The following is a 26,241-nucleotide window of genomic DNA, read 5'->3' on the forward strand; positions in this document are numbered from 1 at the left end:
AATGATTTTCTTGATTGTTTTTGGTGGCTTAATGTTAATCTTGGGTGGCTTTTACCTTGCTAATTCATGGCAACAATACCGTGAGTGGAAAGGTGGAACGATCATCGTTGTCCTTAGTTTAGCTGCGGTTATCTATGGGGTAATTAATTTGCCAGCATTTAACCATAATAAGCAGCACTCTTCTGAAGCCCGCTCTTCTCAAGTAACGACTACTAGCGGGAGCGCAGCCTTTTCTAACAAAGCAAATATCGGCTCTGGAAATGGTTCAGCTTCTCAAGAAAATAAGGAAATGGTAATCTTGCGGCAATTACAAAAGGGATATGCTAAGTTTGGGGATGTTTCTTTTGATAGTAAGACTAAGACCTACAAGGTAACACCAACCGATGATAATACTGTCAATGCGCTTAAGCAGTTGGCCCAGGATCCAAGCCAGGCAGAGCAGATGGGTTGGAGTAAGTTGACCGATTCCTTCAAGAAGAACTCAAAGGACATCGACAAGGCAATTGGGACTGATTACTCAATCAGTATCATGAATCCAGGCGATGATAGTCAAGCTATGTATACAGCAAAGAATGGTAAGACAACTTACGACATTGCAAACCAATAATTACCTTTACTGTGGGACACAATTTTGATACAATTTGGTTGTTCGGAGTTATTTTGAACAACCAATTATGGAGAGTTGGCAGAGTGGTAATGCACCGGACTCGAAATCCGGCGAACCCGTGTAGAGCGGGCGCGCAGGTTCAAATCCTGTACTCTCCTTTTTTGCTATTTTAAATAGATTTAAATAGCGTGTAAACGTTGATATAAAGGCATTTTATTTTTTACGGAAAAGCCTATAAATGCTATTTTTTGCCACATGTGCGGAAAAATTGCGGAAAAAATAAATCTTCTTGCCAACGTGATAGACTACCGTTTTGGTGGTCTTTTTATTTTGCCTGCGGAAACATCTGCGGAAAAATACGGCTATTTCTCTTTTAGGGGTCTGAATTGTCGGAAAAATACATAATCATCCCCACTGATTGCACCGTAAAACAGGCACAAATAAAAGGGCAACGGTAAGACAGAATACGACTGTATCAGTGATTAGCATATCCAGCCCCCCTACCTAAAAATTTTTAAAACTAGGGTTTACGTGCAAGGTGACGGCAATGTGTGCGCTCTTTTTGAGATGAATAGAGGGGCGGGGGATGATATAATCATTCTGATTTGCTTTTATTAATATCTCAAGGGCGCTCCTATTCGGGTGTCTTTTTTATTTGATTAGCTTAGTGTCTTTATCTGGTATCAGTGAATACACCAATAACAACGCTTCATGTTGTTTCTTTTGAAGTGTACGCTCTGATATTTTCATCCCTTGCTGTTGCAATTGCTCCAGCGTGTGGCTAACTGAATATGAATTGATAAAGCGATACTCAATAATCAATCCACTGGTTAAGTCGTGTTGCTTAACCTTGTTGATGATATTCTCCCGTTCTTTAAGCTCATATAAAGCCATTGAGTGGGTAGTTTCATCTTTTGCTGTAATGTAATTAGCATTCTTAAAGGTTAGGCGCTTGGCAATTAGTGAGTAGTCGTGGTTCTGCTTGAGGTAAGTCTTAGCAATTTTAACGGCTGTCTTGTCGTCAATAGTGGGGATGATTGACACTGTTAACTCGCTCCAATATAATTAGTTTGCTTTATTTTTATACCAAACCGGGCACTTTTATTAGGGGTGCTTTTTTGTTATAATATTTTTAACCACTACAGCAGAGGGTGCGTCAATTGGCGTGCTTTTTTGTTATAATACTGCTAATTAAAATACTCCGCTCGTTGTCGATGATAAAGACAACGGGCTTTTTTTTATTGCCATTATTAAAATTAATTGTTGGAATTTATCGTGTGTAAAAGTCGATGCGCGTTCCTGCAATATTAACAAACTAGCCCCCGTTAAATAGAAACGGGGGCTTTTTAGTATGTCCTATTTTAATAGCAAAAGAGGGGCGATCATTGCTCGTTTTTGCTTTTAGTTTTGACGTAAAACATGATTAAATCAATGGCTACAGCTAACAAGTCATAAGCAATCATAATCAACTACGAATTAATTAAAAAAGTAGTGTTTTGTGAGATTCTAGTGTCTGTACTTAATAACCAGTAAAACAATGATAATCACTGCAATAACTGCGGTTAGTTCATACGTCCAATAGGTGGAATCAAAGAATAGAATCATGTTATCAGCTCCAACCTAACTACGAATTATAAAAAACACCAACATTTGTTAGCATTTTTTTAACTACAAACATCCCCGATAATGTCCAATTTTGGGCAATGATTTCTAATTAAGATTGCTGTTATATCAACGCTTAGGTCGGTTTGATGAATTGGACACTACATGGAACATTTACCGTTTAACAATTCCAATATTTTTGTATGCGGTTGTTACCTTGTTACCGTAATAGCCAACATAAAAGCGGTGGTGCTTTTGATATACGAACCCTAACAACTCCATGTTGGTTTTAAATTGACGGTTGTTAAGCGGTGTTAAGTCCTGCTGATAGCAATAATCTAAGTAATGATTATAAATAACCCGACTAGCAACATATAAGCGCCGATCCTTTTTGATGTTGTCAGAGAACACGAAACTAACGACTGTTGGTTCTGCTTTGTCCTTGTTTCTCACTCTGAAATAGTAATCTTTCTTGCTGTCAGTCATCCACTGGGCTAGGGTGCGTCTACTTGTAACATATCTACCACGATACCAACTCATTTAGAATCATCCCCTTTGTACTGGTCTTTCATGTAGTGAGTGAATAGCCATATAACTGCAATATCAGCGATAAGACTAGCTAAACTACAAGCGATAGCAACAATTAACAGACACGATGCAAGAAACATTTAAATCAACTCCATTTTTCTATATGCTCTAATTTTTGTTTTAAAGCCGTCTAAGCCGTTCTAACTCTTAAATGATTAATTATATTAATTACCTATTACTCGTTTTAAAACAGGGCAATTTTTTAAAATAAACGTATGTTCTGAATCTTAGCACTGGTTAAGAAACAAAATACTAAAAAAATTAACTACAATTCTGTTCCTTTTCCGACAAATAAATAAAAACATTCCCTCGTTATTGTTGATATATCAGTAATTAGGGGATGCTGTTATTAGACGGTTTTACTTGTTATAACCGATTAGGACAAATAGTCACAATCGAAAAGTCAAAATAGGATAATGCACGGTTAAGTCCTTTTAGGGTGTTAGAAATGTCAGCATTATTTTTATAGTGCGCCCTAACCGCCCTTTTATAGGCTGTCTAATCTGCCATTACTTTTTTAAGGGTGCAAAATCTGAACATGGTACCTGGTTATCCCTTTTATAGGGGTGTCCAATCTGCCTATGCCAACAACCAACAGTTTAAAATATCCTGTTGGTGCTACTTGTTGGTGCCGTAATTCGTTGGTAATACTGAGTTTATGAGCCAATATCAACAAACAACATTTTTTGTAGGAAAATCTCTTTATAGGCTCTCTTAAATCTAATTTTCTGTTAGTTACACCTTGTTACACTAGGCGTAACACGTCTAATCCCTTGTCGCTCTAGTGATTGAGCAATTTTGTTACGTGTTACGCTTATTTTTTTGTTCGTTCTTACATAGATGTATTTATAGCCTATTTTTACTCCTATATCTTAATTTACTAAATATAAGTGGAACAACGTAACAAAGTAGGATAGATGCTGACATACCAATGCTTCTATTAGTTACACTTTTTAAAAATAAATGTAACTAAAAGCGTAACTGTAACATTATTCTTTAATAAAACAGCGTTGGTTTTTATGGTCGTTCTTTCTAAAATTGTTGTAATCATAATACGGTGTGCTTTTAAGTTGGTTAATATCACTATCGCTTAAAAACTCCGCTGGTCTAGCATTTTTGTAATTCCAGCCGTTACGTTCCATTAATGGTTTAACTCGTCTGGTAAAAGTTGCTCTGGTCATGCTATTTTTGCTGTTATTGTCGTCAACATATTTACGAAATAGGGCAAATAATAAAGCAATTGGAACCCGTTTACTTTCTAAGTTAGGAACAACTTCATTAACGAAAGATAAAACGATGTCATTCTCCAGTTGTAAATCATTGACTGCTTCTTGGCTTTCTTGTGTGTTGATAATGGTATCAATATTAGCTTGCAAAGCTTTTTTTAGTATCCATTGCAACAAGCGCTGGTCTTTAACGTATTCATCTTTGACTTTTCGTCCGTCTGGGGTATCTGGGTATTGATGGATAAACTGAATTAACCTAAACCGTCTATATAGACCGCCTGATGTGTCTTTGAATCGTGGGAAGCCGTTCATAGATTGAACAATCGTACAGTAGAACTTAGCAGAAAAAGGGCGTTGTCCTTTTGGATTGATTAATACCAATTCATTAGTGACAATACTTTTTAAGGTGCTACCGTTGTCGATATATCCTTTTGGATCGTTATCATCTCCAATGATTAAACTAGCTCCATAGGCTTGTGCTAACAAAAAAGAATGGTCGAATTCCTCTAATTTTAAGGCGGTGTAGTTGTTCTTACCGACTAGGTTCATTAATAAGGCTTCAAATGTACTTTTACCAGTGCGCCCCTCGCCGTTATCGATTAAACAAAATAAAACGTTGCTAGTCCGTCTGTTCTGAATAACACTAGCTATCATTTGCCATAAGAGTGTGGTTTTATCCTCGTCACCATTTGATAATTCTTCAATCCACTTGCTGAATGTCCAGCCATTAAAGGTGGGTTCGGGGATGTCATTGTCTACGTATTTTGTGGAAACTTTACTGGTAAAAACGTATTTCGGATTGAATGGTAGCAACTTTTTATTTTCCTTATCGAATATGCCATTACCAACGGGAACAAGGTTGATGTTCTTATTAATAGACTTGGTGGGAGCTTCAATCCGTAACCATTCTCGAATGTCTTTTCTATCACGTGAGTTAGTGGTGTCGTCAACAGCTAAGATGAAACTATCAAGCAATCGATCGCTGTTGGTATAAAGTCCAGTGTCTAAATCATAGAAAGATAGAGGGGCATTTTCCACGTCTTTTGCACTATCTCCAATAACTGCAGTTTTCAAATGCTTTTCTAACATGTAAGCAATTGAACGGGCTGGAACATGATGTACAATTTCTACTTCTTGCCCGTTTTTCTTTTTAACTTCTTTGTGTTCCTCTCGCCATTTTTTACCTGTTTCTTTTAAGAGATTAAGTAAATCATGGTTACTTTTAATGGTTCGATCTTGACTGTGCTTTTCTTTTGCTTCCTTATGTTCTCTGAATAAGGCTTTTAAACCTTGTGACGCTGGGTTATTTGTTGCCAATGCTCTGTTTTTCAAGATTTACCGATCTCCTCTCTGATTATGCTAGACAATATTTTTTCAAGTTCTTTGTTCTCCAATGGTGGGGAATTGAAAGAGTTAGCATATTGAAGCAGTAGCCAAACAGTGTTGTCGTCCGCTCCAGCGTGTATCATTTGACCGCATAAACGGGTCATATAATCGTTTCTTTGTCCCTCTGGTGCGCCCTTAACTAAGTTATCTAACACAATTCCCGTCCACTTTTTGCCCGTATGGTGTTTGCTCCAGTCGTTCTTAGGATTGTTGAGGGGATGATGTTTGTTAATAAACTTAACTAACTCTGTTTTTGGCTCTCTCATTGGTAATTTGTTGAGCCATTGGTAACTACCTTTTGGTGTGGTAGAGGGTGGAACGATAACATAGTTATTAATGTGCGCTTTAATGTCTATCCCTTGCTTCAATCCAATAACTTGATTAACGGGGATGTTTTTAGGCTTTTTGTAAAACAATTGATTTCCACCGCTTGCCGTTAATTGTGCTAGGGTGGGGGCAATTAAACCTGTATTTTTTAGAGTTTTGTAAGACTTCATACCGTCTTTTCCATGTACTTCTTTTGTGTCTATGTCTAACACAAAAAAATCAACTGTTCTTAATGCGATGTTAGCGTCTGGGTACTTGCTCCAGTAATACTTAACTTGTTCAACTGTAAGTGGTGGGGTGTTAGCAAACTTAATCAATGGTTGCTTGCCTTGTGTTGGTAAAACATAGAAACCTTTTTGGGCGTATTGAATTGCGCTCTGTAATTTGTTCAATGCTATTTCATCCCCTTTAATTTGCTGTAATGTAATTGACCGTTAACAAATAATTTAGTTAGCTCTGTGAGCCGTTTTAGAGTTTCTGGGTCGTTATTAGTTATTTGATTAATACGTTCAATTGTTTTCTGTCGTTGGCGTTCCTTTTGCTTGCTGTGCGGTAAATAGTCAGTGTTGTTAATTGATTTCATCACAAAATACAGTTGCACGGTGCTTTTATTGCTGTTGTGAGCTAATAGCGACAGTTTGGAATATAGATCACCGTTGAAGCCGTCAAGATAAACTAGGTACATATGCACCTGTTTAATATCATCCCCAACGAACTTGCCAATCTGCTTAGCGATCTTAGTTGGTTCTTTGGCGTTGTCCGTGTCTTTGAGATATGAATACCACGACAACAAGGCGAGGTAAGTAGTTTTCATGTCCCAACGTTCACGGTGTCCGTCTGGGGCGGTAAGGGTCACTAATTGCATGACTGTTCACTGTCCTTTTCAATAACGCTTGCTGAATCAATAATCTTTTTAAGTTGATCAGCAACTGCATTAAAACGGGTATCGGTAATTGTCTTAGCGTGACTTACTAATTCAGTAGATAGCTTGCCCTTAATAATGGCTAGCACCTTATTTCCTTTGTGGTCGTCTGCTAAAATAAATTTGTAATTATCGTTATTCATTGTCTTATTCCTCCAGTTATTGGGGATGATTTCCCCGTAATTCAAAGTTACATGGTAGAATAAGCAAGCAACGGGAAGCCCCGTTGTGCTTATTGTTTAGGCTGTTAAATGCTAACGGTTTTGGTCGATTGATAGCATTTGACGGCTTTTTTATTTTGTCTGAACATTATTCTTCATTCTCCAGTTCAACATTGCCGATTACTTGCGCCCGTTTACTCATCATTGCTATTTGTGAGGTAAGCGGTGCTAGGGCTTGCTGTCGTTCCTCGTTATTGGTAATAACGTAATAGCCATTAGGGCGCTTGTATTGTGAACCAATCGGAACATGGTGTAATACGATTAAACGATAGATGATTCCCCGAACTTCACGATTTTTAAGCCCTGATAACTTCACTAGTTCTTTTAGTGGTCGTGGGCGGTCAATTCCTTTTGGTAGTAAGTCATAAATCTTTTGCTCGTTCTTGTCTAAATGCTCCATTTAGTGCATCCCCTTTATTTGATAATTTGAGCGACTGCATCGAATACCAGAACCACAACGGGCAAGTTCGCAAGGTAAGCCCACAAGCGATCCTCTGGTTCTGTGTTCCAATAAGCTAATATGTGTCTGTCGATAGTTGCTAGTAGCTTCATAAAATAAGCCCCTCTCATTCATTCCACGTTGGCAAGCCGTGTTATTTGTTTAATCTATGTTGTTGCATCCATTCATCTAGATCGGTGCGCTTATAACGCTGAATCCCGTCAATAACGATAATGGGGATGTCGTCATATTGTGTTTCCCAGTCAAGTAGTGTCTTTGATGAAATATGTAAATACTTTCTAGCTTCCGTCTTATTCATGTAAGGTGGGAAGCTATTTTTTATTTCAAGCTCTTTTAATGCGCTATTCAGTGAATCGGCGATCATTTTCTTGGTTGCTTCCTGCAAGTCGTTTGGCAACTGCACTTTTAAGCTTTCCATGTCATCATCTCCAATCATTAGGCTGGTTGTTTTTGCCCTAGTCTCTCTTTAAGTTCGTGATAATCATTAACGCCACTTGTATATAGACCAATCAAGCGGTTTTCTGCGCTGATATATGTTTCACGTTCTTCACTGGTTAATACTTCGGCAAACGCTGAAACGTCTTTATTAAAGCCCTGATCACGCTTTAATTTCGTTGCATTGTGACCAGTTGCCACCATGTACAGTAAATTGGTTAATTGCATGATTTCACGCCCTAAATTGTCGCCTGTGTAGTATCGCTGAATGGTATCAGTTAGCTGTTTACGTAAATACTTTTCAAGGTCGTATAACGTGGTTCGCTTGGTCAATTCCTGCTCCATTGAGTTAAAGCGGTTGATGTAAGCCAATTTGAAGGCGAGAGCGTCACGCCCATTAAAGCCCATTGTTAGCAACGTGAAGCCGTCTCGGTTCATATCAAACGATCGAACTGTCCGCCCGTCCTTTGTGATGTAGGTTGACGGAATAAAGCAATCATCAAACTTCAATTTGCTAACGTTGTTCAATGTTTCTAAGTCAACTGGGCTCAAATTTGGGTTCAGTGTTTTATTTTTACTGCCCCCATTTTTGGGTTCAGTAATTGTTGAACTGTGTCCATTTTTGGATTCAGTAACTGAAACTAATTTCTTCCAGTCCGTTCTTAAGCGGTCAATATCTCGCAACAAGTGGTTGTGTCGCTTGTGGAATACTTTCGCCACGTCTCGGCTGTTAACTACTGCGCTTCGATTCTTAATAATCACGTTGAATAAAATATCTGGTGTCATGATTTAACATCCCCTTAATAGTGATTAATGCCATGCTATCAACGATTGAGCGATTAAAACTATTTGCTCCCTAAATCTCAAAAAACAAATTTCAGAACTCCTTTCTCTCTTGATTAATAGCAGTCTATCAATGCTTTTCAGCTCTGTGTTAATTACTTCAGTTTGCTAAAAACGCTACTTTTCCTGCTTAACTACGACACGATGATCAGCCATGAATTTATCAATATCAGACTTACTGATCCGCTTTGACTTGCCTACTTGGATAGTGGGTAAGCCTTGTTTGATGTAAGTCCGCAAAGTGTCTTGAGTTTTGAAACCCATGTAATTCATTGCTTCTTGGTAGCTAAAATATTCAGTCATATTGTTCACTTCCTTTCTCCCATTTTGGTAATAATATTATTCTCCCATTTTGGGAATGTCAACAATTTTATACCAAAATGGTAGAATACGTGCTAAAATTTAGGTGGGTGATGTATATGTTTGAAAGTAAAAAGCCCCACAATAGAATTGCGGAGCTAAGAAAAGAAAAAGGGCTGACTTTACAACAGGTAGCGGATGCTATTGGTGTTGGTAACAATACGATTAGCCGATACGAAAATGGGAAACGGGAACCAAAACTTGAAACTTGGTTAAAACTTGCTAGTTTTTTTGATGTTCCTGTGCCATATCTACAAGGGGTAAGTGATTATACTAAGCAGGATGAAGCTGAGCTTAATAAGTTAAGACCTTTAATGTTTGACAAAAACGGTAATCCTGATTGGAAAATAATTGAAAAAGTTTCAGTAATTGAGGATGCACTTTATAGCGATGACTATAGTAAAAGGGCCTTTGAGAATGCTAGATCAATTATTGACGCTCTTTTTTCGAAGCAACCAGAAGAAAAATCAAAATATGAGGATATAATAGCTAATTCAAAATATATTAATGGTTTTAACGATTTGCCTGAGCCTGTAGGAACATATAATTATATTCTTAGCATTGTTAGTGAAATGTTTTTTAGTGCGCAAAATGGGGATACCGTTGCTAAAAGTTGCATTAAAGAAATAGAAAATATGTATTTTGATAAATATGATGAGCACCGCGTTGAAGAAGCGCATAAGAAGTTTATAAAATCTAATAATGACGAAAAAAACAAACCTATGTCCGAACATGATTGATGATAAAAAACTACAAGGAGGAAACATGAAAAAGATAGGTTTAATCTACGGTTTTTCTGCTGGTTTTTCTTTTTAATTGTTTGTCAATCCTTGATATAACAAGCTTTAATCGTTTTGCTTTTTTGCTGATTTATTGCTGATATAGCTAGATAGATAGCTGAATATAGCTTCTAAATACTTCTGAAGTATATAGAAACATCCCCCGATTGCTGGGGATGTTAAAAGCGTCAAAAATTTAACGCTACTAATATCACCACTGTTATTGCTACTGTTAACACCACTAATAACACTACTTTTAGGTGCATTAACAAGCCCACTACTAGGTAACTGTTACGGTGCTAATTAGTACCATGCTTGTGTACTTCCCGTTGCACCAACTAGCCATTTGAACAACTCAATACATAAAATAACAACCTCTCAAATTCCACGTTGGCAAGCTGTGCGAAAAGAAAGAGGTAATTTTATGAGTTATACAAAGAAAGCGAAAAAAGGCTATTACGGAATAGCAGAATACAGAGACCAAGACGGGAAGCGACACCAGAAATCAGTTGGCTGTTTTAAGTTGAAGCGTGAAGCGTTGGTTGAAGCTAGTAAGCTAGAAAAGGAATTAGAGCAAGTTAATTTAGACCTACAACACATTTCTTTCACTGATTATTACGAGCGATGGTACACGATTTATAAGAAAGATAGTTCATTATCAGATATATCAAAGAGCCGTTATAAAACGTTCAGCAAGACAATAGCGAGTTACTTCAAAAATAGAGAGCTTGCAACGATAAGGCGTTCAGACTATCAGCAGTTCATTAACTGGTACGGTAAGAATCACGGTGCTAGTTCAGTATCAAAGTTAAACGGTGCTGTTAGGGCAATGGTTAGTTATGCGATCGATGATGATATTTTGACAAAAGACTTCACTCATAACGTTCAACTAGTCTTTAACAAAAAGAGCAAGCGTAAGATTGAATATCTAACAGAAAAAGAGTTACATACTCTTACGGATGCACTAGTTGATAATCTTAACCATTACAACACTAGTCGTTACATGATACTTACTGCAATTTATACGGGGATGCGAAAGAGTGAAATACAGGCTCTCACGTGGAAAGATATAGATTTTCTTCACGCTACAATTTCAATCAATAAGTCATGGGATGATACGAAAAAAGCCTTTAAGACAACTAAGACTGAATCAAGTAACCGTGTGATTAAAGTTAATCGTCAATTACTCAACTACTTAGCTGAATTAAAGGCTAATCGTACAACAATGGTATTTCAAAATGTATTAGGGACAATTCCGACAAGTCCCGCTCTTAACAAGTGTCTACGCTCTATTATGAAAGAGTGTGGTATTAAAAAGCAAGGTTTCCACTTTCATTCCTTGCGACATGTTCATGTAGCCTATCTACTTGGCAAGGGTGTTGATATATACGCAATTAGTAAACGATTAGGACATTCAAATATAACAGTTACTTTAAACGCTTATTCTTATTTGATTGAGGAATATAAGGCTAAAAATGAAACTTTGATAATCGACAAATTAGCAGAATTGTAAAATTTGCGGAAAAAGTGCGGAAAAAAGCGCCGTAAACGTTGATATATCAACACATTATAATCCTGTACTCTCCTTATTTAAATTATATGTAAGTTTAAGGAACCTCAAATACGTTGATATAATAGCGTTTTGAGGATTTTCTTTTTTATTTAACTTTAAGAAAGACAAAGTAAGTGTTCTCAAAATGTTCTCAAATATAAAGGTTCCTTATTTTATTAGTACGGAAAAGGGCACTGATTAGAGCGGCCTTTTTTTTTAATACTTATTCTGATTAATTGGTAGTTATTTTCCTAATAATTTTTACTTGGCCTCCCTGGTGGTCGTTTTTGTTAGTATAAAGTTAAATGTTTCAAGGAGGTCATATTTATGACTAATGTTGAAAAGAAGAATATTGATCCGATTGCTGTTTCCCGTCAAGCTGCCAAAAGGGTTAGTGACTATACAGCCAAGTATAATCAAGTTAAACAAAGGGCTGTAGATTATGATAAAGAAGCTTTAGCGGTAGCAAACCAAACAAAGAAGGATACTACTAAGGCGGTGAAGTACTTCTATGCTCTTGTAGTGGGTATCTACAAGGAAGTCTATCGTTATGATCCAAGTGAGGAAGAAATGTTCCAAAATGTGGTTAACTTTAATCATAAATATGGGCAAGCTCGTCGTCATTTAATGTTGTATTTTCCAGTCTGGAGTGACGTGTTTGAAGAGTATTATTATTTCGTTGTTGCCGGTAAAAGCAAGACTGTTGTACCCTTTAATTATTTTCTTAAATACCTAGAGAAACACAAGGGTACCAATTCAACTGACTATCTTATTGCTAAGGCTGTCTGGGATTGGCGTAATTTCACCATTGGTTCATCACCGAATTGCGTATGGCGGTAAAAAAATAACGCCCAGGATTAACTTGGGTGTTATTTATCAGAAATACCATTTTACTCATGATTATAATAAAAAGACCGTCCTCATATAACTTTGGCGAGTTTACGGACGATCTTTTATTGATCTAATGTAACTAGGCCACCGTCTTTTTAGCGGGCCTGTTTTTCTATACATAATTATAACACGGATTAGTGCCTTTTACATATAACACTCACTTAATGTATCGATTTTTAGCTGACATATTTTACTTTACACTTGGCAGGGTCATTTTGTTATGGTTTAAGTAGCAAAAGGAAGTGTGAAACCATGAATGATTTAATTTATACTGAATTAGCAAATGATCAACAAGAATATGATGATGCAAATGAAATTATTAAACTTGGTGCAAAGCTAGAGATGTTACCCGATAAAGGTCAACAATGGACTGATGATGAAACGCGTGAGATCATCGATCTGAATTATGAAATGTTTGATTTAAAAAGTGGTACTGTACCCTGTTGTAAAGGACGATTATAAAATGTAGGAAATCGGCGGTGGCACTGGTGCCTGTCAAGTATACAGTTCAAATAGAAAAATAGTTTATGCGGCTTGAGCGCGGAATTTTTCCGCGGTCAAGTCGTTTTTGGACGCATAAGCTCGTTGAGTGTTGAAATATTTAATAGCTTCTTTTACCGATTGCTTCAATTCCACCAATGTTTTAGGTCGTGACCGTTTAGCTAACCAAATGAGCTTAAAATCATTCCACCAACGTTCCATTGGTGAGTTCTCCCAAGGATGACCTGGATGTGACATGCTGTGAATACAGTTTTGATCGGCTAAATAATCATTGAAGACCATTGAACAATATGCTGATCCGCGATCCGTATGGATCAGCGGATGGGCATCTGGTTCCACTTTGAAGGCACGCTTAAATACTTCAATTGCTGACACTGCTGTTTCTGTGGGTGAGATATTGTAGCTCAAAGCGTAACGTCTATACAGGTCCAAAACCACATGCACGCGAGCCGTCTTTACTTGATCTATCCCGTACAGAACCTCTGTAGTATCGCTTACCCAAACTTCGTTTTTACTCTGACGAGCAAATTGTTCATTGAGTAAATTGTCATTAATATATTCTTCATAACGCTTAACGCGATTATGTTTCTTCTTCTGGATATTAGCCCTGATTCCATGATTTCTCATACAATTAGTTACCCGCTTTAATCCCGCCTTGAAACTTAGTTTATTTTCGAAGGCTAGTTGAGTTGTCATCGCTAAGTAACCCAGTGTCCACTTATGCTTCTCCTCCAATTCTAGAATTGCTTCAAGCAGCTCTGATTATTCAACTTTATAATTACTTGGCTTTCTATGAAGTCACTTGTAATAAGCATCTCTAGTTATGTCAGCGATCTGATACAAGATACTAATTGGCCAGTCATGTTCTTGACTCAGTTCTTTGATAGCTTGTTGTTTGAGGAATCGTTCGCCTCCCGATTGCGTATTTCCATTACTTTTTTTGAGTAGGCATCTTCCATTTCTTTACGAAGAAGTTGGGCCTTTAATAATCGATCTTCAGCTTTTAGTCGATCAACTTCTGTCCAGGCTTCCTTCGGCTTGACTTTACCCCGCCGATCACGAAGTGATTGCGGGTCATTACCACTTTTACGGTATTTTCGATACCAACCATAAACTTGTTGGTAACTAACATGATATTTGTTCACTGTCCAGTTGTAGTTAATATCATGTTTAATCAGTTTTTCAATTATCAATAATCGTTCTTCAAAAGTAGTCTTACGTTCTGGCATAATTGAATCCCGCTTTCTTGGCATATAAGCCTTCAGTTTTGATTCATTATACTGGATAATCCAATTTGCTAGTTGCCAATCGGATTTTAAACCGTGTTTTAAGGCAAAATTCTCTAAAGAGTCCATTGATTGCTCAAATTCTACAACCAATTGTCGTTTGAACTCGATAGAATAATTTTTATTATGATGGGTATTTTCAAGCCCATCAATTCCTTGATATTGAAAGATTTCTTGCCATCTTTTGATGGTATGAGCGCTCACACCAAATTTCTTAGCTACTTTTTCAGTGGATACTATTTTAGCTTCATTAATAATACTTAGTTTTTGTTGGAGTGAAAATTTAGATCTTCTTCCCATATAGAAATACCCTCCAAGTATCAGATGAATTTTCTATTTCACCTGTATACTTAGAGGGCATTATAGCCCCGCCGATGTCCTACATTTTATAATCGTCCTTTACATATAGTAGTATCTATGTCGCATCATTTCGATATGATTTAGATCTTAATTATGTAGATCACTTATTGAATTAAAGGATTAATGAAATTAAAAGTAAGAGCAATGAATTAAGGAAGACTATTAATATTGTTTTTTCCTTAATTGGTAGTGGGACAATTTTATTATTGTTGAATGATAGGATTACTGATAAGGTGGCATCATTAAGTAAAAATTTTGGTGAGTTAGTGATAAATGAAGCAGTATATGTAATTATACTTTTGATTTTTATTCACATATTTAAGAGGATATTTAATTGGTTGATTAATAATTCAACACTTTTAACAGAATTAACAGTTCTCTATGAAAACGTAAATAAACTAAAATATAAAAGGAACACAAATATTAGGCTACCTATTATTAAATAAAGAATTGTCGGAGGAGTGAGTAACTTGTATCGAAGTTTCAAGAGTTCAGTTAATGGGCAGTTGAAAACTTTTGTAGCGAATATAAAACATATAAAATGAAGTGAGCCCCCTAATTGGACGAAAAATCCAACTAGGGAGATGCTTTTATTTGATTGAATTCATTGCTACTTTTTTCTTCGGCATTGCGAATGTCGATGTCGTTCTGTAAGTTCAAGAAGTATCGATCAGAAACACCAAACAATCTTCCTAAACGGATTGAGGTGTTAACTGTAATTTGCCTTCTATCATGAAGAATATCTTGAATTCTTGATGTGGGGACATCAATTTCTTTTGCAACACGGTATGCTGAAAGTCCAAATGGTTCCATGAATTCTTCTTTTAAAATTTCACCAATCGTTGGTATTGGAATATCTTTCATAATATGACTCCTTCCTAATGATAATCGACGTTCTCACCATCTTTAGTATTATTTTAACCTAGAGCATCAAATAATTTTGAACCATAGTTTGTAATGCTAGAAAAGCCATGTTATAATATTTATTTTTAAACTTTGGTGAAGTAACTCAAGAAATATAATTTAAGGAGATTATCGATGCTCAATATTTATGACTTAAAACAGCAAGTAATGCTAGGAAAGCCAGATTTCTTTTCCCTCCTTGAGGGTTATGAGACATTTAAGGGTGTCTCGTTTGTTGGTGATTTTAAAATCATCGAACAAAAATTACTACCGCGATTCAAACAAGTGGATCTTGTCTTAGGATTGGAAGACCAGAAAACGAGTCAAGTCCTTAATCAGTACTTTAATATCAGTCAAAAAGCTAAAGAATTAGCAAGAGTAAACGAAGACTTCCTCAAACGGTTAGCGGATTAAACCCTCCATTTAAAATTTACCAAGGGACCGTTATTTCATAGTAAGCATTTTATCCTTGAGAATGAGAACAGCTTTCGAATCTTTAATGGTTCCATGAACTTAACAAAGCGAGCAACTAGTTCAAATCATGAATTGATGTGGATGTATTCTGGTGAACGAAAAGATGATGATTCTCTGTATCAAGCTCATTTGCAATTATTTAAGCAAAACTTTGGTGAGGAGAGTAATGAATACCTAGACCGGAAAACAATTAAAGATTTACGCGGTAAGTCTCTCCAAGAAGTTAGTGAAATGTTACTTGGTGACCTTTTTAGTCAGGTACAAAATAATCAACTATCGTTTAAGGCCGAAGAGATTGCTAAAGTTACCGGTGAAAAGCAACCGTCAACGGATAGTTACCAATTATTACCGGAAGCAACTACTAAGGTTTTAAAGACAATTTACACTCCCAAGGGAAATAAACGGCGGAATCTCCAAGAATCCCAGAAAAAGGTACAAAAAATTATTTACCGGGGTTTTACTACTGGTAATGAGAAACAGGAAATCAAGGCCAACTCACTCTATCCACGGCCGATGTGGTCCTATAGTGACGATAACCAAATTATCATTGCAAATGAGACAGGGGATACCTCTCATCCCCTAACCGTGAGTTTGGATGATGTAACACGCGAAGATGTTGTTAACTTTATTCAAATAATTAAAAGCTTTCGTTATAACAAGATTCAAGATGAAAGCCAACAAGCACTGTCAGCCTTTATGTACTTAATGACGACCCCATTAATCTGGAAAATCCGTCAGATTTATCGGGAGTCTAACTTTGCTAAGAGTCCGGATCAGGTTCCTGTATCGATGGTCTTGATTGGTCGAGGAACCACGGGAAAAACATTATTAGTTCGCGATTACTTCAAACGCTTTATCGGTGATCGTTCCGAAAACATTGAGTATATTCAAATTAATGAGGGAGTTAGTTCCCACACAAATCGGGCAGTTGACTTTCTCGGTAATTATTTGCAATCAGGTCGATTTATTTCACCGATGATTATTGATGAACTAAATGAGAATTTCCTTCATAGTAAGGTTTCTACTAATGCGATCAAACAGTGGTCGAACACGATTAAGGGGATTCATAACGTCAATATCTTTGCGATGAACCATAATGCCGGAAGTAAGAGTATTAATAACCTCGAAGAAATTACCAAACGAGTTTATTATCTTTCTTTTGAAGCGGGATGGCTGGAACGGAAGCAGCAAAAACATAATTATGAAATTCTTGTCAATAACACTAATGATCATATTTATCGTTACGTAATCGCTAGACTTAATGAACGGTTAAATAACCTCCCGGGAATGCAAGAAAGTGAACTAATTGATGATTGTTTAAGCCAGACACGAGCAATTATTAAGGAACTATTTTCTCATTTTGGCTTGGAAAAAGAACTAGCAGAAATTATTGACCAAAATTATAACTATAAGGTTGATCGAAACCGGATTACTTGGAAAATGCTGATCCGGGATGATGCTTTTAAACACGTTGCATTTACAGAAGGTGACGATCAACAGTTTACAGTTTCTAAGGCAATTTTTAATAATATCAAGGGAAGTACCTATGAGAATATTAACCAGACGTTAGATAACTACTTTAACATGTTTCCACGTGATCTGGGAGTTGCTATTTATCAATACGATAACGGGATGATTTTGAATATCGATAATTTTGATCGCTATATTGGTGAACCGTTAATTCGGAATTATTACAACAAGGTTCATCAAGCTGAAAAACGCGGTGATCAATTAGCAGCGATTTTAGAATCACAAAAGAAGCGTGATCAACAACAAGAACAGGTAATTCAAAACCAAACTAAGTTAATGCAGGAAATGATGAAGAAATTATCACCAGATGAGCCAAAGAAACAAGGGGTATTCTCACGACTATTTCATAAATCGATGTAGTAGAAATTATTAATTAATAAAGTCAATATAAAAGCCACCTAATTATTAAGAGATTTAATAACTAGGTGGCTATTTTAGTTATACTATTCAAATCTTATTCATTTTCATTCCGCAAACTAGGGATTTCCTTATCTTCACTCTTGTTTGGACTCCACCAGCCTTGCTTACTGATGTAGTTGGTTGGCAGGCACATGAAAACCCAGATGACGATTTCTAGGATGGCCATTAAGCCGTTGCAGAATTCGTTGTCAACATTGCCCAAGATGATTGAAAGTAACCAAGCTGCAAACAGGAACCAGCCGGAGATGCCAACGTCCCGAAGCCGGCGAACAGTAATTGCAATTCCGGGGAAGATATTAGCAATCCCAAAGACTGCCATTAAGACTGCGATAATTAGGATTGCACCCAGTCCCTGAGTACTGCCATTAATTAATGAACTAAATGATGAGACACCGCAAGCAACGAGCAATAGCCATAAGATTGCGTAAATAATTAAGTTAGCTAACACGGGCCACCAGTAGTCAGCGCGTGTAGATGTAGCCTGGTATTTAAATGAGTTTTCCCAGTAATATTTATAAGCTTTAAACATAATTGACTCCTCCAATTCTTTTCAATTTTACTATACCATACTTAGAATGCATATCATTTTATATTATCGTTAATTCCCAGTAGAATAAGGGTGTGGAAAGGATTAGATGGTTGTTCATGCAAAGGAGTTGTTTCAAATGAAAATTGTAACGAAGCCACTTTCAAAGAAGCAAAAAGTTGCTGCTGTTAGTTTAATTACCGGTGCAATTGCTTTGCCAGTTTGCATTTTTGCAAAGGTTCACGGAAAGTAATTTTTTAATAACAACATAAATAAACTGCCGTTCGAATTAACTCGAGCGGCAGTTTATTTTGGTATTAATGGCTTAAAAATTAGTTGACTGATTATTGGGCAGTGTATCCACCGTCAGTGACGAATTCTGAACCGGTACTGAAGGAGGAACGGTCAGAGGCAAGGAAGACACACATGTTAGCAATTTCATCTGCATTCCCAAGCCGGCCCATTGGGTGCAATGCTTCCAAATCAGTCCGCATTTCTGGGTAAGCGTCAACCATTGGGGTGTGAGCATAACCAGGGTGAACAGAGTTAATCCGGATTGGGTACTTCTTATCGCAGCAGTTGAGGGCAGCTGACTTAGTAATCAGACGAACGGCACCCTTAGCAGCGTTGTAAGAGAAGAGGTTTGGAATCCCAATTAAGCCTGCGATTGAGCAAAGGTTAATGATTGAACCACCATTTTCTTTCATGTGCTTAATGGCGTACTTTTGCCCAAGCATGACCCCGTCCAGATCAACGGAAAGAATCTTGTGGAAGTCTTCCATCTTAACGTCTTCAGCATTATCGAAAAGAAGAATTCCGGCATTATTTAATAGCATATTTACTGGACCGAAAGTTTCTTCAGCCTTCTTGAATACTTCTGGCCAAGAGTTTTCATCTGAAACGTCTTGCTTGATAAAGATTGCCTTATCGTCTAGTTTGTCTGCTTGCTTTTGTCCTTCAGCATCGTCAACGTCGGTCATTACAACTTTGGCACCTTCGTTAATAAATGCCTTGGTACTTGCAAGGCCGAAACCTTTGGCTGCACCAGTTACGATTGCAATTTTACCGTCTAGTTCACCCATAAAGAAACATCCTTTCTAATATATAAAACAGGAGAAATAAATCGCACTAACCATCGTTAACGCTTACATACTTAGAACATCACTATCAAGTAGATAAAACAAATAATATTAGTAAATAATATTTCCGTTAATGGTTGTTAAACTGGCTAGTGTTTAATGTTTTGACCAGTGTAATGCAGTTAAAATTATTCTGCTTTTCCGTTATAATTAATGTATTAGTTTCTAAAGAGGTTGATTATGAGTAAGTACTATGCAGTAAAGAAGGGGCGGCATCCCGGGATCTACCAAGCCTGGCCTGAGTGTCAGCGGGAGATTAGTGGTTATCCTGGTGCGGTGTATAAAAGCTTTTTGGATAGGCAAACCGCAATCGAGTGGCTTGATGGACGGGATACCGATCAGAAAAAAATCAATAAAAATAATCCCGATGCGATTTACCTTTTTACGGATGGTGGATCGCGAAATCACGGAAATAAGTTAGGCCAACACGTTAAAAAGACGGATAAGGCTGCTTGGGCATTATTGATTAGGAAAGGTGACAAGTCCTTTACCAAAACCGGTGGGGAATTTGGGGCAACGAATAACCGGATGGAGCTAATGGCATTGCGGAATGCCCTCCAAATCCTGTTGAAAAATAAAAAGCAGGATAGCCTGATCATTGCGATCCTTGATTCGCACTATGTTTTGGACCCAATTATGAAGTATTGGTTAAATGGTTGGCGAAAGCGGGGCTGGAAAACAAGCAGCGGTTCGCCAGTCGCTAACAAGGAATTATGGCAGGAGGTTGTCAAATTACTGCCACAATTTAACCGGATCGAATTTCAGTGGACAAAGGGTCACGCTGATAACGATGGGAATATCATTGTTGACCACCTCTTAAATGAAACGATGGATAAGATGGGGGAAGAAAAATGAAAATTGGAATTGATAAAATGGCATTTGCCACAACCGATGAATACATTGACTTACGGGAATTGGCCCGGAAGCGGGGAGATGAACCAGACAAGTATACAATTGGGATTGGCCAAGATCGTCAAGCCGTTGTGCCGGCAAGTCAGGATATCGTAACGTTAGGGGCGGCAGCGGCAGAAAAGCTGCTAACTGATGATGACAAAAAGCACCTGTCAACTGTCATTGTAGCCACGGAATCAGGAATTGATAATTCAAAGGCCAGTGCAATTTACGTGAAGCATTTTTTAGGCTTGGATGATTTTGTGCGGACTGTAGAATTAAAGGAAGCTTGTTACTCCGCAACTGCTGGGATCCAATTTGCTAAGGGATTGGTAGCAATGGATCCCCAGTCGGCTGTCTTGGTAATTGCGGCTGATATTGCCCGGTACGGCTTAGAAACTCCGGGTGAAGTGACCCAGGGTGCTGGCGCGGTCGCAATGTTGATCACAGCTACCCCGCATGTCTTGGCGCTCGAAGATACGGCGGTATCATACACTAAGGACGTCATGGACTTCTGGCGGCCACTCTATGCCACTGAGGCGCATGTTGACGGGAAGTACTCGACTAACGTTTACATTGAATTCTTCCTCCAATGCTGGCAACGCTATCGTCAATTAACGGGTCGCCAACTCGATGATTTTGCTGCGCTCGCATTTCACCTTCCCTTTACCAAGATGGGGAAGAAGGCTCTTGAAGGATTACTCCAGGATGATCATTCCCCAATTGCAGAGAAGATGCGGGAACAATTAACCGCAAGTCAAAAGTACTGTCGTGAAGTAGGAAACTTGTATACTGGTTCACTTTACCTTGGCTTGATGTCGCTATTGCAAAATGGTCAGGTTAAAGCTGGTGACCGGATTGGACTCTTTAGCTATGGCTCCGGAGCTGAAGGTGAATTCTACAGTGGAATTTTACAAGATGGTTTTGAAAAATACCTCAGTAACGTTAAAGCGGACTTAGCTGATCGTCATCAGGTATCAATTGAAGAATACGAACAGCAATTTAATTCTCAATTAGGGATGAATCCTGATGATGTAGAGCTTGACTGGGAAAAGGATCCAGCACCGTTTGTTCTTAAGGGACAAAAAGATTACAAGCGGGTTTATGGTAAGGGCGAAAATTAATCTTGGACAAAAGTGTTATACTGTAATTAACAATAAACGGGGAGCTTGTATAACAGGCTGAGAGGAAGATGTGATCTTCGACCCATGGGACCTGATTTGGATAATGCCAACGGAGGGAATTCAATTAAGAATTTTAAAGTCGATCAGGTTTTGAACCTGGTCGACTTTTCTTTATCAGGATCAAGTTCCGCTAATCATGTAAAGGATGGTGGAACTGATGCAACATAGGACGTCACTGTTTGAGAATGGAATGATTTGGTGTGGAGCAGGAATCTCAATTGCCGAGATCCTGACAGGAACGTATTTGGCGCCATTAGGAATGACGAAAGGAATTATCGCGATTATTTTAGGCCACCTTATTGGTTGTAGTCTTCTTTTCCTTTCGGGAGTAATTGGCGGTCAGTTACGAATTAGTGCAATGGAATCGGTTAAACTGAGCTTTGGTCAAATTGGGGCGTTGTTTTTTGCGTTATTGAATGTCCTCCAGTTAGTCGGTTGGACCGGGATTATGATTTATGATGGTTCATTAGCGGCTGATGGACTCTGGCAACTTGGTCAACCGACATGGTGCCTGTTAATTGGGATTTTGATCATTTTATGGTTGGTTATTGGAATTCGACGACTAAAGTGGCTCAATTTGATTGCGCTAGCTGCTTTATTGTTACTGACGGTTGGCCTTTGCTACCTCATCTTCACAGAACCCCACGTTGATAGTCGCTTTGGCAACTTGTCATTTGGTCAAGGCCTTGAATTAGCGGTCTCGATGCCCCTTTCTTGGTTACCTTTGATTTCAGATTATACTTCGGTAGCCCAGGAACCCGCTCAGGCAAGTGGCGTTAGTGCGGTTACTTATGGGGTGATTAGTTGCTGGATGGCCATTGTTGGGCTGGGTGCAACCCTCCTAACCGGTGAAACCAATATTGCTAAAATTATGCTCGATGCTGGAGTTGGCCTAGGTGGCTTAGCTATTGTTCTCCTCTCGACAGTCACCACGACCTTTATGGATGCTTATTCCGCTGGTGTTTCTGCCCAGACACTAAAAGTTAAGTGGTCATCTCGCTCGACCGCGATCTTGGTAACGGTCTTTGGCGTTCTGGGAGCGATTATTTTGCCGATGGATAATTTCAGTAACTTTCTCTATATCATTGGTTCCGTGTTTACTCCAATGATTACGATTCAGATTATGGACCGCTTTGTTTTCCATTTTGATAATCGCGACCAACGGATTAATTGGCGGAACTTCAATCTCTGGTTGATTGGCTTCATCGTTTACCGGTGCTTGATGTTAATTGACTTGCCAGTAGGGAATACCTTACCAGATGTTATGATTGTGATGCTTCTGGTATGGTTAGTTGAGCGCAAAAGAAAAAGCACAACATAACTACTTTAGGTTTCTGCTATGCTTTAATGGTGATATATCTATTAGAATATATGATCACGATATAAACCAATCACTTTTCCAAGAATTGTAACGTTATCTAAGTAAATCGGTGCCATCGTATCGTTTTCGGGCTGAAGACGGTAGCGTTTGTTTTCTGGTTCGCGGTAGAAACGCTTGCAAGTGGCTTCATTATCACTCGTCATGGCGATCACGATTTCACCGTCTTTTGCAGTCGATTGCTTGCGGACGATGACGTCATCCCTGTCAAGGATTCCCGCCTTGATCATACTCGTCCCGTGGATCTTTAACATAAATAATCCAGATGCATCCTTAATCGAAGGAGGGAGAGGGAAGTAGTCAGTGGTATCTTGAACGGCTAAAATCGGTTGACCAGCTGTGACTACACCGAGCATTGGAATCTCCTTTTGCTCTGGTTCGATTCCGAGAAGATCAAGCCCTTGCTTAGTGATTTCTAATGCCCGTGGTTTGGAAGGATCCTTTTGGAGGTAGCCTTCCTTAATTAAGTTAGTTAAGTGAGAATGGACGGTTGAGGTGGAAGAAAGGCCAACGGTTCCGCAAATTTCGCGGACTGTTGGTGGGTAACCGTGATCCTTAACGTGTTTATAAATGCAATTTAATACGGCAATTTGTTTTTGACTTGCAGCTTTTGCCATTTTGACACCTCATTTGGCTATTGATATTATTCTTAGAATATCATAGTGAATGATGATTTTCAAACGTACGTTCGCGACAAAAGCTAATTAGTAGATATCTTGAAAATAGCCACCAATTTAGCTAAGATCAAGGTAGTAATTTAAGAATATATGGAATGTGAGGAGATAATTATGGCTGAATCTACAGACCAGGAAAAGTTATTAAAGCGAATTAATGAACTTGCCCACAAAAATAAAGAAGAAGGTTTAACGGAAGCCGAAACAAAAGAGCGGGCAAAGTTAAGAAAAGAATATCTTAAGAATTTTCGTGAAGCAATGCGGAGTAATATTGAAATGATGCGGATCTTTGATGATAACGGTAAGGAAGTTACTCCAGAAAAGGTTCGTGAAATTCAACGGAAAAGGGGATTACGGGATGACTAAAATTGTTTAGCCCTTTTCAAGTCGACTACTTTCGTGTACTATTGAACAGTAACTAAAAAAGGAGGAAAGTAGTTGTGGCATTAACAATTTCATTGGTAATCCTCGCCTTACTAATCGGTTTAGTTGGCGGTTTCTTTGGTGCTCGTCGTTACATGGAAAACTACCTTCGCAATAATCCACCTATTAGTGAAGAAATGTTGCGGACAATGATGTTACAAATGGGCCAGAAGCCATCTAGCCGAAAGTTACATCAAATGATGCAAACCATGAAGGCGCAAGCCAAAAAAGCAAATAAGTAATTTTTAAAAGATAAGAGGGTGAGAAAAACAAAACGTTTTTCTCACCCTTAATCTATTTTTTATAGTTTCAAACTTATAAAGTCTAATTACGGGAATCCTAAAGGCTAGCTTCGCGTCGTAACCAGAGCCGTCTTAGAGTATAACGCAGCGGCGCAAGTCTATTTGGCTCTCAAGAAGGTTAATTCTCAGATTTCTTTCAATTTATAATTAAAAGTCGTCATCTTTTGGCTTTGGTGGAACAATATATTTGTAATTTGGATTAATTTGGTGGTCTAGTTCATCAAAAGCCCTTTGCATTTCATCTTCTAGCTTTGCCTGGCTTTCATCATCTAATTTGTTTTTGCGGTCAACATAAATTGGCTTACCAAAGGCAATGTGGCGAGGTTGCCGCTTAAACATTTCACCAAACTTGAGTGGTCCTTGGTAAACAACCGGAACGAGGGGAACATTCGCTAATTTGGCAATTAAAGTAGCACCACCCTTTAACTTGCTTGAATAGCGGGAACCTGATGGAAAAATAATTATTGATAGATCGGTCTTCCGCAGGATCTGGACCGGCTTTTTAATAACAGATGGACCGGGATTTTTACGGTCGACTGGGAAGGCATGGAGCCGCTTTAAGAAGAAGGCGGCTAAAGGATTTTTGAATAACTCCTTTTTTGCCATAAAACTAAACTTCTTTGGGTAGATCGCTAGAGCAATTAGGACCGGATCCATCCATGTCCGGTGGGGGGCAATAATGATATAATTACCGTCGGGTATATTTTCCTTATTGTAAATCTTAGCCTTGCCATTAATTAAGTTTAAAAATGGTTGAATAATGGCAACGAGAAATGAATATAGCATAAAATCATCCAATCTTAATCTGAATAATAACTGGCATTATTATGACGAAAAAATCAACTCCTTGCAAGTTTTAAAAGAGGTGAGTGGTAAATGGACAATGATAAATTACTAAAAACAAATGAACGAATTGATCAACTATACAGCCAGGATGTTCAAATTATTCAAAATCCAAACTGCTTTGCGTTTTCACTAGATGCAGTTCTCTTAGCTGATTTTGTTTGGCCCAATAAGAAGCGCCAAGCAAAAATTGTTGATCTGTGTGCTGGCAATGGGGCGATTGGCCTTTTTCTCCATCAGAAGCTTGGTGGTCACTTTACAGAGGTAGAACTTCAACAGCCGATTGCGGACATGGCAGAGCGAACCGTCAAGTTAAATCACTTAGAAGAACGTTATGATGTTTTAAATATGGATATTAAGGACGTTTACGAGAAGATACCAAAGGATTCAGCAGATATCGTTTTGTGCAATCCACCATATTTTCCAAATAATGAGCATAGTCAAAAGAACCCTAACCAAGCTTTAGCTATTGCTCGTCATGAAATTAAAACTAATTTAACAATGGTTGTCGAAAAGATGAGTGGCCTCTTAAAGATGAATGGTCGGGGATACCTAGTCCACCGTCCAGATCGCTTAGCTGAAATTTTAACGACATTAACTAGTCACCGTCTTGCTCCTAAACGGATCCGCTTTATCCATCCAAAACCGGATCGTGAAGCAAATATCGTATTGATTGAGGCAATTAAGGATGGTGGGGATGGTGGCATCCGGGTCGTTCCCCCATTAGTAGTTAATCAAGCTAACGGTGAGTACGGAACTGAGGTGCAACGGTTGCTTTATGGCGATAAAAAGTAAACATTATTATATGTATGTTTTACATTGTGCCGATGAAAGTCTTTATTGTGGCTTTACAACTGATGTGCTCCGACGGTTTCACACTCATCAAACATATAAGGGAGCAAAATATACGCGGGTAAAATCACGCCACCCACTTAAGTTGATCTACTGGTGCGAATACCCGACTAAACATGATGCATTAAGTGCTGAATACCATTTCAAACACCAAAGTAGACAGCAAAAAGAACACTACTTACACTTGAGAGGAATTAGTATTTAAATTAATTCTGTGAAGTTAGGGATAAAAGCTTGTCAGATGAGACGCTTTTTTGTATACTATATTTCGGTGTTAAACGCCAATTTCACACCCAATAGGATGGTGGCAATGTGCTGATTCAGTTTGACTGCCAGAGGATTATTGGGGAGGAAAA

At 38.2% G+C, this 26,241-nt stretch carries 32 protein-coding genes, 1 tRNA gene and 1 riboswitch; of the genes, 15 read left to right on the top strand and 18 right to left on the bottom strand.

Going from position 1 to position 26,241, the window contains the following annotated elements; translation table 11 throughout:
• The first annotated feature begins 1 nt into the window (after nt 1).
• Together NFR46_RS02960 and NFR46_RS02965 are read left to right on the top strand one after the other, a co-directional pair.
• Nucleotides 2-607 (top strand): DUF308 domain-containing protein, encoded by a 606-nt coding sequence (locus tag NFR46_RS02960; protein WP_251574557.1) that lies wholly within the window; start codon nt 2-4, stop codon nt 605-607.
• Between the two features lie 69 nt (nt 608-676).
• Nucleotides 677-765: transfer RNA gene (locus NFR46_RS02965), tRNA-Ser, on the top strand.
• Nucleotides 766-1,258: 493 nt separating this feature from the next.
• Here the strand turns inward: NFR46_RS02965 and NFR46_RS02970 are convergent.
• The 11 genes from NFR46_RS02970 to NFR46_RS03015 all read right to left on the bottom strand — a co-directional run bounded on the left by NFR46_RS02970 (nt 1,259) and on the right by NFR46_RS03015 (nt 8,920).
• Nucleotides 1,259-1,651: a hypothetical protein gene (locus NFR46_RS02970; RefSeq protein WP_251574560.1), complete on the bottom strand. Its 393-nt coding sequence runs from the start codon at nt 1,649-1,651 to the stop codon at nt 1,259-1,261.
• Nucleotides 1,652-2,383: 732 nt separating this feature from the next.
• Nucleotides 2,384-2,749 carry a hypothetical protein gene (locus NFR46_RS02975; protein ID WP_251574562.1) on the bottom strand — a complete coding sequence of 122 codons (366 nt, stop codon included), beginning with the start codon at nt 2,747-2,749 and terminating at the stop codon, nt 2,384-2,386.
• A complete protein-coding gene (locus tag NFR46_RS09375; protein ID WP_277612844.1) occupies nt 2,746-2,877 on the bottom strand; it encodes a hypothetical protein in 132 nt (43 codons plus the stop codon). The genes NFR46_RS02975 and NFR46_RS09375 overlap by 4 nt, the downstream gene beginning before the upstream one ends.
• 909 nt (nt 2,878-3,786) lie before the next feature.
• Nucleotides 3,787-5,355, bottom strand: a complete 1,569-nt coding sequence (locus NFR46_RS02980; RefSeq protein WP_251574564.1) for a DNA primase family protein — start codon at nt 5,353-5,355, stop codon at nt 3,787-3,789.
• A complete protein-coding gene (locus tag NFR46_RS02985) occupies nt 5,352-6,128 on the bottom strand; it encodes a bifunctional DNA primase/polymerase (RefSeq protein ID WP_251574566.1) in 777 nt (258 codons plus the stop codon). Before NFR46_RS02985 ends, NFR46_RS02980 begins: the two co-directional genes overlap by 4 nt.
• Before the next feature lie 2 nt (nt 6,129-6,130).
• Nucleotides 6,131-6,601, bottom strand: coding sequence for a hypothetical protein (locus NFR46_RS02990; protein WP_251574568.1), 471 nt, complete (start codon nt 6,599-6,601; stop codon nt 6,131-6,133).
• Nucleotides 6,592-6,801: a hypothetical protein gene (locus NFR46_RS02995; protein ID WP_251574570.1), complete on the bottom strand. Its 210-nt coding sequence runs from the start codon at nt 6,799-6,801 to the stop codon at nt 6,592-6,594. The genes NFR46_RS02990 and NFR46_RS02995 overlap by 10 nt, the downstream gene beginning before the upstream one ends.
• Before the next feature lie 166 nt (nt 6,802-6,967).
• Entirely contained in the window at nt 6,968-7,279 is a 312-nt protein-coding gene (locus NFR46_RS03000; protein ID WP_251574572.1) for a hypothetical protein, read from the bottom strand.
• A gap of 193 nt (nt 7,280-7,472) precedes the next feature.
• Nucleotides 7,473-7,775 carry a helix-turn-helix domain-containing protein gene (locus tag NFR46_RS03005; protein WP_251574574.1) on the bottom strand — a complete coding sequence of 101 codons (303 nt, stop codon included), beginning with the start codon at nt 7,773-7,775 and terminating at the stop codon, nt 7,473-7,475.
• A complete protein-coding gene (locus NFR46_RS03010) occupies nt 7,775-8,560 on the bottom strand; it encodes a Rha family transcriptional regulator (protein ID WP_251574576.1) in 786 nt (261 codons plus the stop codon). Before NFR46_RS03010 ends, NFR46_RS03005 begins: the two co-directional genes overlap by 1 nt.
• A 174-nt stretch (nt 8,561-8,734) precedes the next feature.
• On the bottom strand, nt 8,735-8,920 hold the full coding sequence (locus NFR46_RS03015; protein ID WP_251574578.1) for a helix-turn-helix domain-containing protein: 186 nt from the start codon (nt 8,918-8,920) through the stop codon (nt 8,735-8,737).
• Nucleotides 8,921-9,036: 116 nt separating this feature from the next.
• Here NFR46_RS03015 and NFR46_RS03020 point away from each other — a divergent pair, with 116 nt between their 5' ends.
• The 4 genes from NFR46_RS03020 to NFR46_RS03035 all read left to right on the top strand — a co-directional run bounded on the left by NFR46_RS03020 (nt 9,037) and on the right by NFR46_RS03035 (nt 12,661).
• On the top strand, nt 9,037-9,717 hold the full coding sequence (locus NFR46_RS03020; protein ID WP_251574580.1) for a helix-turn-helix domain-containing protein: 681 nt from the start codon (nt 9,037-9,039) through the stop codon (nt 9,715-9,717).
• A gap of 463 nt (nt 9,718-10,180) precedes the next feature.
• Nucleotides 10,181-11,269 carry a tyrosine-type recombinase/integrase gene (locus NFR46_RS03025; RefSeq protein WP_251574582.1) on the top strand — a complete coding sequence of 363 codons (1,089 nt, stop codon included), beginning with the start codon at nt 10,181-10,183 and terminating at the stop codon, nt 11,267-11,269.
• A gap of 366 nt (nt 11,270-11,635) precedes the next feature.
• Nucleotides 11,636-12,148, top strand: coding sequence for a hypothetical protein (locus tag NFR46_RS03030; protein ID WP_251574584.1), 513 nt, complete (start codon nt 11,636-11,638; stop codon nt 12,146-12,148).
• A 303-nt stretch (nt 12,149-12,451) separates the two neighbouring features.
• On the top strand, nt 12,452-12,661 hold the full coding sequence (locus tag NFR46_RS03035) for a hypothetical protein (protein WP_251574586.1): 210 nt from the start codon (nt 12,452-12,454) through the stop codon (nt 12,659-12,661).
• Between the two features lie 63 nt (nt 12,662-12,724).
• Here the strand turns inward: NFR46_RS03035 and NFR46_RS03040 are convergent, their stop codons facing one another.
• The 3 genes from NFR46_RS03040 to NFR46_RS03050 form a co-directional block, all read right to left on the bottom strand.
• On the bottom strand, nt 12,725-13,435 hold the full coding sequence (locus tag NFR46_RS03040) for a DDE-type integrase/transposase/recombinase (protein WP_251574591.1): 711 nt from the start codon (nt 13,433-13,435) through the stop codon (nt 12,725-12,727).
• 137 nt (nt 13,436-13,572) lie between these two features.
• The gene (locus NFR46_RS03045; protein WP_251574593.1) at nt 13,573-14,286 is read right to left on the bottom strand and encodes a helix-turn-helix domain-containing protein; all 714 of its coding nucleotides are present in this window, start codon (nt 14,284-14,286) and stop codon (nt 13,573-13,575) included.
• A gap of 636 nt (nt 14,287-14,922) precedes the next feature.
• Nucleotides 14,923-15,210, bottom strand: coding sequence for a HigA family addiction module antitoxin (locus NFR46_RS03050; protein WP_251574596.1), 288 nt, complete (start codon nt 15,208-15,210; stop codon nt 14,923-14,925).
• Nucleotides 15,211-15,384: 174 nt separating this feature from the next.
• On the opposite strand from NFR46_RS03050, the gene NFR46_RS03055 reads away from it, so the two are divergent.
• Together NFR46_RS03055 and NFR46_RS03060 are read left to right on the top strand one after the other, a co-directional pair.
• Nucleotides 15,385-15,663, top strand: coding sequence for a hypothetical protein (locus tag NFR46_RS03055; protein WP_251574598.1), 279 nt, complete (start codon nt 15,385-15,387; stop codon nt 15,661-15,663).
• 93 nt (nt 15,664-15,756) lie between these two features.
• A complete protein-coding gene (locus NFR46_RS03060; RefSeq protein ID WP_251574599.1) occupies nt 15,757-17,613 on the top strand; it encodes a hypothetical protein in 1,857 nt (618 codons plus the stop codon).
• A 94-nt stretch (nt 17,614-17,707) separates the two neighbouring features.
• On the opposite strand, the gene NFR46_RS03065 is transcribed toward NFR46_RS03060, so the two are convergent.
• Both NFR46_RS03065 and NFR46_RS03070 read right to left on the bottom strand, forming a co-directional pair.
• Nucleotides 17,708-18,202: a DUF805 domain-containing protein gene (locus NFR46_RS03065; RefSeq protein ID WP_251574600.1), complete on the bottom strand. Its 495-nt coding sequence runs from the start codon at nt 18,200-18,202 to the stop codon at nt 17,708-17,710.
• Nucleotides 18,203-18,543: 341 nt separating this feature from the next.
• Entirely contained in the window at nt 18,544-19,281 is a 738-nt protein-coding gene (locus tag NFR46_RS03070) for a glucose 1-dehydrogenase (RefSeq protein ID WP_251574601.1), read from the bottom strand.
• Between the two features lie 234 nt (nt 19,282-19,515).
• On the opposite strand from NFR46_RS03070, the gene NFR46_RS03075 reads away from it, so the two are divergent.
• The 3 genes from NFR46_RS03075 (at nt 19,516) to cytX (ending at nt 22,734) form a co-directional block, all read left to right on the top strand.
• Entirely contained in the window at nt 19,516-20,193 is a 678-nt protein-coding gene (locus NFR46_RS03075) for a ribonuclease H family protein (RefSeq protein WP_251574818.1), read from the top strand.
• On the top strand, nt 20,190-21,353 hold the full coding sequence (locus tag NFR46_RS03080) for a hydroxymethylglutaryl-CoA synthase (protein WP_251574602.1): 1,164 nt from the start codon (nt 20,190-20,192) through the stop codon (nt 21,351-21,353). The genes NFR46_RS03075 and NFR46_RS03080 overlap by 4 nt, the downstream gene beginning before the upstream one ends.
• Before the next feature lie 27 nt (nt 21,354-21,380).
• A riboswitch (TPP riboswitch) is annotated at nt 21,381-21,489 on the top strand.
• Between the two features lie 81 nt (nt 21,490-21,570).
• Nucleotides 21,571-22,734 (top strand): putative hydroxymethylpyrimidine transporter CytX, encoded by a 1,164-nt coding sequence (cytX, locus tag NFR46_RS03085; protein ID WP_251574603.1) that lies wholly within the window; start codon nt 21,571-21,573, stop codon nt 22,732-22,734.
• A gap of 41 nt (nt 22,735-22,775) precedes the next feature.
• Here the strand turns inward: cytX and lexA are convergent, their stop codons facing one another.
• Entirely contained in the window at nt 22,776-23,408 is a 633-nt protein-coding gene (gene lexA / locus NFR46_RS03090) for a transcriptional repressor LexA (protein WP_251574606.1), read from the bottom strand.
• A 171-nt stretch (nt 23,409-23,579) separates the two neighbouring features.
• Here lexA and NFR46_RS03095 point away from each other — a divergent pair, with 171 nt between their 5' ends.
• Together NFR46_RS03095 and NFR46_RS03100 are read left to right on the top strand one after the other, a co-directional pair.
• Nucleotides 23,580-23,831 (top strand): DUF896 domain-containing protein, encoded by a 252-nt coding sequence (locus tag NFR46_RS03095; RefSeq protein WP_251574607.1) that lies wholly within the window; start codon nt 23,580-23,582, stop codon nt 23,829-23,831.
• 74 nt (nt 23,832-23,905) lie between these two features.
• A complete protein-coding gene (locus NFR46_RS03100) occupies nt 23,906-24,130 on the top strand; it encodes a YneF family protein (RefSeq protein ID WP_003716917.1) in 225 nt (74 codons plus the stop codon).
• Between the two features lie 207 nt (nt 24,131-24,337).
• On the opposite strand, the gene NFR46_RS03105 is transcribed toward NFR46_RS03100, so the two are convergent.
• Nucleotides 24,338-24,976 (bottom strand): lysophospholipid acyltransferase family protein, encoded by a 639-nt coding sequence (locus NFR46_RS03105; RefSeq protein WP_251574608.1) that lies wholly within the window; start codon nt 24,974-24,976, stop codon nt 24,338-24,340.
• A gap of 90 nt (nt 24,977-25,066) precedes the next feature.
• Between NFR46_RS03105 and NFR46_RS03110 the strand changes: the two genes are divergently transcribed.
• Both NFR46_RS03110 and NFR46_RS03115 read left to right on the top strand, forming a co-directional pair.
• On the top strand, nt 25,067-25,828 hold the full coding sequence (locus NFR46_RS03110; RefSeq protein WP_251574609.1) for a tRNA1(Val) (adenine(37)-N6)-methyltransferase: 762 nt from the start codon (nt 25,067-25,069) through the stop codon (nt 25,826-25,828).
• The gene (locus NFR46_RS03115; protein WP_251574824.1) at nt 25,818-26,090 is read left to right on the top strand and encodes a GIY-YIG nuclease family protein; all 273 of its coding nucleotides are present in this window, start codon (nt 25,818-25,820) and stop codon (nt 26,088-26,090) included. The genes NFR46_RS03110 and NFR46_RS03115 overlap by 11 nt, the downstream gene beginning before the upstream one ends.
• Nucleotides 26,091-26,241: the final 151 nt, after the last annotated feature.

Source organism: Limosilactobacillus agrestimuris, from assembly GCF_943193105.1.
In the GTDB taxonomy this organism is placed as follows: Bacteria; Bacillota; Bacilli; order Lactobacillales; family Lactobacillaceae; genus Limosilactobacillus; species Limosilactobacillus agrestimuris.

What these genes read in the sequence shown, in the direction of transcription:
- NFR46_RS02960 (WP_251574557.1), top strand. Translation starts at nt 2, where the DNA reads ATGATTTTCTTGATTGTTTTTGGTGGCTTAATGTTAATCTTGGGTGGC.
- NFR46_RS02975 (WP_251574562.1), bottom strand. Translation starts at nt 2,749, where the DNA reads ATGAGTTGGTATCGTGGTAGATATGTTACAAGTAGACGCACCCTAGCC.
- NFR46_RS09375 (WP_277612844.1), bottom strand. Translation starts at nt 2,877, where the DNA reads ATGTTTCTTGCATCGTGTCTGTTAATTGTTGCTATCGCTTGTAGTTTA.
- NFR46_RS02990 (WP_251574568.1), bottom strand. Translation starts at nt 6,601, where the DNA reads ATGCAATTAGTGACCCTTACCGCCCCAGACGGACACCGTGAACGTTGG.
- NFR46_RS02995 (WP_251574570.1), bottom strand. Translation starts at nt 6,801, where the DNA reads ATGAATAACGATAATTACAAATTTATTTTAGCAGACGACCACAAAGGA.
- NFR46_RS03000 (WP_251574572.1), bottom strand. Translation starts at nt 7,279, where the DNA reads ATGGAGCATTTAGACAAGAACGAGCAAAAGATTTATGACTTACTACCA.
- NFR46_RS03005 (WP_251574574.1), bottom strand. Translation starts at nt 7,775, where the DNA reads ATGATTGGAGATGATGACATGGAAAGCTTAAAAGTGCAGTTGCCAAAC.
- NFR46_RS03010 (WP_251574576.1), bottom strand. Translation starts at nt 8,560, where the DNA reads ATGACACCAGATATTTTATTCAACGTGATTATTAAGAATCGAAGCGCA.
- NFR46_RS03015 (WP_251574578.1), bottom strand. Translation starts at nt 8,920, where the DNA reads ATGACTGAATATTTTAGCTACCAAGAAGCAATGAATTACATGGGTTTC.
- NFR46_RS03020 (WP_251574580.1), top strand. Translation starts at nt 9,037, where the DNA reads ATGTTTGAAAGTAAAAAGCCCCACAATAGAATTGCGGAGCTAAGAAAA.
- NFR46_RS03025 (WP_251574582.1), top strand. Translation starts at nt 10,181, where the DNA reads ATGAGTTATACAAAGAAAGCGAAAAAAGGCTATTACGGAATAGCAGAA.
- NFR46_RS03030 (WP_251574584.1), top strand. Translation starts at nt 11,636, where the DNA reads ATGACTAATGTTGAAAAGAAGAATATTGATCCGATTGCTGTTTCCCGT.
- NFR46_RS03035 (WP_251574586.1), top strand. Translation starts at nt 12,452, where the DNA reads ATGAATGATTTAATTTATACTGAATTAGCAAATGATCAACAAGAATAT.
- NFR46_RS03045 (WP_251574593.1), bottom strand. Translation starts at nt 14,286, where the DNA reads ATGGGAAGAAGATCTAAATTTTCACTCCAACAAAAACTAAGTATTATT.
- NFR46_RS03050 (WP_251574596.1), bottom strand. Translation starts at nt 15,210, where the DNA reads ATGAAAGATATTCCAATACCAACGATTGGTGAAATTTTAAAAGAAGAA.
- NFR46_RS03055 (WP_251574598.1), top strand. Translation starts at nt 15,385, where the DNA reads ATGCTCAATATTTATGACTTAAAACAGCAAGTAATGCTAGGAAAGCCA.
- NFR46_RS03060 (WP_251574599.1), top strand. Translation starts at nt 15,757, where the DNA reads ATGAACTTAACAAAGCGAGCAACTAGTTCAAATCATGAATTGATGTGG.
- NFR46_RS03065 (WP_251574600.1), bottom strand. Translation starts at nt 18,202, where the DNA reads ATGTTTAAAGCTTATAAATATTACTGGGAAAACTCATTTAAATACCAG.
- NFR46_RS03070 (WP_251574601.1), bottom strand. Translation starts at nt 19,281, where the DNA reads ATGGGTGAACTAGACGGTAAAATTGCAATCGTAACTGGTGCAGCCAAA.
- NFR46_RS03080 (WP_251574602.1), top strand. Translation starts at nt 20,190, where the DNA reads ATGAAAATTGGAATTGATAAAATGGCATTTGCCACAACCGATGAATAC.
- cytX (WP_251574603.1), top strand. Translation starts at nt 21,571, where the DNA reads ATGCAACATAGGACGTCACTGTTTGAGAATGGAATGATTTGGTGTGGA.
- lexA (WP_251574606.1), bottom strand. Translation starts at nt 23,408, where the DNA reads ATGGCAAAAGCTGCAAGTCAAAAACAAATTGCCGTATTAAATTGCATT.
- NFR46_RS03095 (WP_251574607.1), top strand. Translation starts at nt 23,580, where the DNA reads ATGGCTGAATCTACAGACCAGGAAAAGTTATTAAAGCGAATTAATGAA.
- NFR46_RS03105 (WP_251574608.1), bottom strand. Translation starts at nt 24,976, where the DNA reads ATGCTATATTCATTTCTCGTTGCCATTATTCAACCATTTTTAAACTTA.
- NFR46_RS03110 (WP_251574609.1), top strand. Translation starts at nt 25,067, where the DNA reads ATGGACAATGATAAATTACTAAAAACAAATGAACGAATTGATCAACTA.